We start from the raw sequence: 5,468 nt of genomic DNA on the forward strand, positions 1-5,468 counted from the left end.
ATCAGGCGTTTTATCAAGAATTATGGGAGTCGCTGCTGGGCACCGGGCACTGGCAAGGCGAGATCTGGAACCGCCGCAAGACCGGCGAGATCTACCCGGAATGGCTGTCGATCACCGTGGTACGCGACACCCAGGGTCAGGTGCTCAACTATATCGCCATCTTTTCCGATATCTCGGAAAGCAAGGCGGCCCGGCAACAGATCGAGTTCCTCGCCCATTACGACCCCCTGACGCAGTTGGCCAACCGCCACCTGCTCGAAGAGCGGGCGGGGGAATTACTCGCCCTGGCCGCGCGCAATCGCACCCGGTTGGCCCTGATGTTCATCGATCTGGATCGCTTCAAGGTGGTCAATGATTGGCTGGGCCATGCCGCGGGCGACGCGATTCTGAAGACCGTCGCGCAACGCCTGCGGATCACGATGCGCGAGGTGGATATCCTGGCGCGGTTGGGCGGGGACGAGTTCGTGGTCGTGATGCCGGATATCGCCGAGACCAGTGAGGGGATTGGCGCCGTCATGTCCGTGGCGCGCCGGTTGCTCGAAGCCCTGGACGAACCCATGCCGATTGGGGGACATGCCCTGACCGTGACCGCCAGCATCGGGATCAGTCTGTACCCTGCCGACGGCAGCGACTACGAAGCTCTGCTGAAACAGGCCGATGCCGCCATGTATAGCGCCAAGAAGGCGGGGCGTTCCAACGTCCTGTTCTTCTCGCCCAGCATGAATCTCGCGCTGGAACAGGAACGGCAACTGGAAAATGCACTGCGCATTGGCCTGAAGAACCAGGAATTCGAGGTGTATTATCAACCTCAGATGGAGATCGCGAGCGGGCGCCTCATCGGCATGGAGGCGCTGCTGCGCTGGACCTCCGCGGAACTGGGGTCGCTGGCGCCGGGGCGCTTCATTCCCCTGGCGGAGGAGACCGGGTTGATTTTGCCCTTGGGCGAATGGGTGTTGCGCGAGGCGTGCCGGCAAACGGCGCACTGGCAGCGGCAAGGGCTCCCGGCCGTGCCGATTGCGGTCAATCTGTCCGCGCTCCAGTTCCGGCAGAGTCAGCTTCCGGAGATCGTGCGGTGCGCGCTGCACGACAGTGGCCTGGCGGCGGAGTGGCTGGAACTGGAATTGACCGAGAGCGTTGTGATGGAAGATGCCAAATCAGCCATCGCTAGTCTGCGCTTCTTAAAGAAGATTGGAACCACACTTTCCGTAGACGACTTCGGCACTGGCTATTCCTCGCTGTCCTATCTCAAGCGGTTTGCTCTCGACAAGTTAAAGATCGACCGGTCTTTCATCCGGAACCTCCCCCATGACAGCGATGATGCGAAGATCGTCCCGGCCATCATCGGTCTGGCCCACGCGCTGAACCTGAGGGTCATCGCCGAGGGCGTGGAGACCGAGGCGCAGTTGAGCTTTCTGCGCGAGCATCGCTGCGACGAGATCCAAGGCTATTGGTACAGCAAACCTCGGTCTGCCGCCGACATGGAGACCCTGTTGCGACAGGCGGGGACGCCAGCGGATTGAGCAGGCGTCCGCTCGGTCGTGCGCATCCCGCGCGGCCTTTGGCTGGTGCGATCATGGATTGGGTGATTTTTGCGATCCCCGCCCGCAATTAGGCAAAACCCAGTCAACAGCCGATGATCGATCGGCGACTCTCCCGTTCATCCATTCGACGACTCACCGCAATGCCGCGCCGTCTTCTCCCGTTGATCATCCTGCTCGCCGGTCTTGGCGGCTTTTTCGCCCTCAAGGAAACCCGTCCCACACCTCACCCCGTGGTGCCAACCGAACGCATCTGGCGGGTCGCGGTCACTGTGGCCACGCCGGCGGATCACCGTCCGATCCTCTCGCTGTTCGGTCGCGTGGAGGCGCCGGATCGGGTGCGCGCCGCCGCCCCCGTGGCTGGTCGGCTGCTGGAGGTGCGTGTGCGCGACGGCGAACGGGTCAAGGCCGGCGCGGTGCTGGCGCGGCTCGACCCGCGCGATCTGGAACCGCGCCGCCGGAAGGCCCAGGCCGAGGTCGAACAGGAACGGTTGCGTCTGATCCACGACACCGAGGCGCTGGAGCAGGAACGCGAGCTGCTGCGCCTGGCCGATGCCGCGGTCACGCGCGCCGATACGGTCCAATCCAAGAAACTGGGCTCCATCTCCAGCGTCGACGAGGCGCGCGAACAGCTCGCGCGGGCACGGCTCGCGGTGACACTGCGCGAACAATCGATCGCCGAACACCCGTCCCGGCTCGCGTCGCTGAAGGCGACGCTGGCCGAGGCCGAGCGCGATGCCGCGCGCGGCGAGATCCTGGCGCCCTTCGCCGCGCGCATCGGCGTGGTCGAGGCGGCGGCCGGCGATCAGCTCCAGGCCAATCAGACCATTCTCACGATCGTCCCGCTCGATGGACTCTATCTGCGCGCCAAGATCCCGGGCGTCTATGGCGAGGAACTGCGCCAGGCGCTGAACGCCGGCGAACGCCTGACCGCCCACGGCCAGCATGCCGGTAAAACCCTGACGGCGGTGCTGGAGCGGCTCGCCGGCGAGGCCGACGCGCGCGGGGTCGACGCCCTGCTGCGGCTCGACGCCGGCGCCGACCTCCCGCTGGGCGCCTTCGTCAATCTGCGTCTGGAACGCCCGCCGGCGCCCGGCACCGTCGCCCTACCCTTCTCGGCGCTGCATGGCGGCGACCGCATCTTCGCAGTGGACGACGGCCGGCTGCGCGGGATCGCGGTCGAGCGGATCGGCGAAGTCGGCGGCGACACGACCGAGGCGGGACAGGTACTGGTCCGCGCGCCCGAGCTGACGCCGGGGACGCCGGTGATGGTCACGCATCTCCCCAATGCGCTCGACAGCCTCAAGGTGGAGACCATCCAGTGAGCGATGGATTGATCGCGGTCTTCGCCCGTCACCGGCTGCTCGCCAACCTGCTGATGATCATGATCTTCATCCTGGGCGCGATCAGTCTGACCCGGATGAACATCCAGTTCTTCCCGACCTTCGCGCTGGACATCATCTCGGTGCGGGTGGTCTGGAGCGGGGCGGCGGCCGAGGACGTGGAAAACGGCATCCTGATCCCGCTGGAAGAACGGCTGAAAACCGTCGACGGGCTGAAGAAAATCACTTCGACCGCCGCCCAGGGCATCGCCAGCCTGTCGTTGGAACTCCAGGAGGACACCGATCCGCTGCTCGCGCTGGACCAGACGCGCCAGCGCGTGGCCGAGTTCCGCAACCTGCCCCAGGACGCCGAAACCCCGCAGATCAGCCGCGTCTCGCGCTACGACTCGGTCGCCCGGCTGCTGGTCTCGGGCCCCAGTCTCGCCGATCTGCGCCCCTGGGTGCGTCAGTTCGAGCGCGAACTTCTGGCGCGCGGGATCGACCGGATCGACATCAGCGGGCTGCCCGAGGAACGCATCGCCATCGAGGTGTCGGGGCGGACCCTGGAGAGCCTGAAACTTTCGCTGGACGGCATCGGCGAACAGGTCGCCCGGCTTGCCCGCGACATCCCCTCCGGCCTCGCCGGCGATGCCGACGGGGCGCGCGAACTGCGCAGTCTGGAGCAACGCCGCGATCCGGTGGACTTCGAGGATCTGGCGATCGTCAGCGACGAGCGCGGTCTGGTGCGCCTGGGGGATGTCGCGACCATCGTGCGCGAGGCGCGTCCCGCCAGCCTGAATCTGACCGAGATCGCCCTGGACGATCCGCCGGAGACGCACCGCGAAAACGCCCCCGCCACCGTGGAGATCCTGGTCCAGCGCGCCGAGAACGGCAACTCGCTGACCGCCGCGCGGATCTTCGAGCAATGGCTCGCGGACACCCGCCCCACGCTCCCGCCCGCGCTCGAACTCACCATCTTCGACGCTCAGTGGGAGCAGATCCAGGACCGCATCGACCTGCTGGTGGATAACGGTCTCCAGGGTTTCACCCTGGTCCTGCTGCTGCTCTTCATTTTTCTGCCGGGGCGGGTCGCCTTCTGGGTGGCGATGGGCATCCCGACCGCCTATCTCGCCGCGCTGGCGCTGCTCTGGGTTTTCGGCGGCACCATCAATATGATCAGCCTGTTCGGGCTGCTGCTGACGTTGGGCGTCATCGACGACGACGCGATCGTGATCGGCGAATACGCCGAGTCGCGCTTTCGCGCCGGGATGTCGCCGGCCGAGGCCGCGATTTCCGGGGCGCGGCGCATGTTCTGGCCGATCTTCGCCTCCGCCCTGACCACGGTCGCCGCCTTTCTTCCACTGATCCTGATCGGCGGAATCATGGGCAACATCCTGGGCGACATCCCTTTCGTCGCCATCATGGTGCTGATGGCCTCGCTGGTCGAGGTCTTCCTGATCATGCCGGCCCATCTGCGCGCCGCCTTCGAGCATCACGTCGACGCCACGGTGCCGCGCTGGCGCCGGCGGGTGGACGCCGGTTTCGATCATTTCCGCGATGGCCTCTATCGCCCGCTGGTCACTTGGGCGGTGCGCTGGCGCGGCGTCACCGTCAGCGCGGTGGCGGTGCTGATGCTGCTGGCGGTGGGGTTGCTTGTCGGCGGGCGCCTCCAGTTCGTCTTCTTCCCGACCCCGGAATCGCAGATCGTCTTCGCCAACGCCACCTTTGTCGCCGGTACGCCACGCGAGCAGAGCGCGGCCTTTCTCGACGAAATGGAACGGGCGCTGCGCGCGACCGAGCAAACGCTCGGCGGCAATCTGGTCGAGGCGGCGGTCGCGCGTCTGGGCAACACAATCTCGGTGGAGGCCGGTTCCGGCGCCCAGGGCGATCAGCTCGCCTCGATCCTGCTGCAACTGGTGCCCTCCGAACGTCGCGAGGTCCGCAACGAGACCTTTATCGCCGCCTGGCGCGACACGCTCAGGATGCCGGCCGGGCTGGAGAACCTGGTGATCTCCGCGCGCCGCGCCGGCCCGCCGGGACGCGATCTCACGGTGCGGCTGACCGGCGATGACGCCACCCGTCTCAAGGCCGCGGCGCTGAAACTGGCGCAGAGCCTGGAGAGCGTCCCCGGCGTCTCGGACATGCTCGACGACATGCCGTTCGGGCGCGAGCAGTTGATCTATCGGCTGACCCCGGCGGGACAGGCGCTCGGCCTGACCACCGAGCTGTTGGGACGGCAACTGCGCGCCGCCTTCGACGGGCATCTGGCGCAACTGGTCCAGGTCGGACAGGACGAGCTGGAGGTGCGGGTGCTGCTCCCGCGCGCCGAACGCACCCGGCTCGATGCGCTGGAGCAATTGCTGATCCGCGCCCCGGACGGCGCCTTCGTCCCGCTCGCCACGGTCGCCCGCTGGGAGTCCCGGCGCGGGTTCGAGACGCTGCGTCACGCCGCCGGACGCCTGGCGGTCGAGGTCTCGGCCGATGTCAACCGCGCCCTGAGCACCCCGGACAATGTGCGCGAGGCGCTGGAGCGCGAACTGCTGCCCAAGCTCGCCGATGACTACGGGATCGAGTACAGCTTCGAGGGCCGCGCCGCCGATCAGCGCGA

The 5,468-nt window shown here is 66.9% G+C and carries 3 protein-coding genes; all 3 read left to right on the forward strand.

Translation table 11 applies throughout. From position 1 onward, the window contains the following. Window positions 1-1,520 (forward strand): EAL domain-containing protein (locus QZY07_RS12620; protein WP_295403105.1); only part of this gene is annotated, 1,520 nt, incomplete at its 5' end. A 161-nt stretch (window positions 1,521-1,681) separates the two neighbouring features. Continuing rightward, window positions 1,682-2,863, forward strand: coding sequence for an HlyD family efflux transporter periplasmic adaptor subunit (locus QZY07_RS12625; protein WP_295403108.1), 1,182 nt, complete (start codon window positions 1,682-1,684; stop codon window positions 2,861-2,863). Then, window positions 2,860-5,468: efflux RND transporter permease subunit (locus QZY07_RS12630; protein WP_295403111.1), on the forward strand; the 2,609-nt coding region annotated here is incomplete at its 3' end. The genes QZY07_RS12625 and QZY07_RS12630, both read left to right, overlap by 4 nt.

This window comes from uncultured Thiocystis sp. (genome assembly GCF_903866365.1).
Taxonomy (GTDB): domain Bacteria; phylum Pseudomonadota; class Gammaproteobacteria; order Chromatiales; family Chromatiaceae; genus Chromatium.

What these genes read in the sequence shown, in the direction of transcription:
- QZY07_RS12625 (WP_295403108.1), top strand. Translation starts at nt 1,682, where the DNA reads ATGCCGCGCCGTCTTCTCCCGTTGATCATCCTGCTCGCCGGTCTTGGC.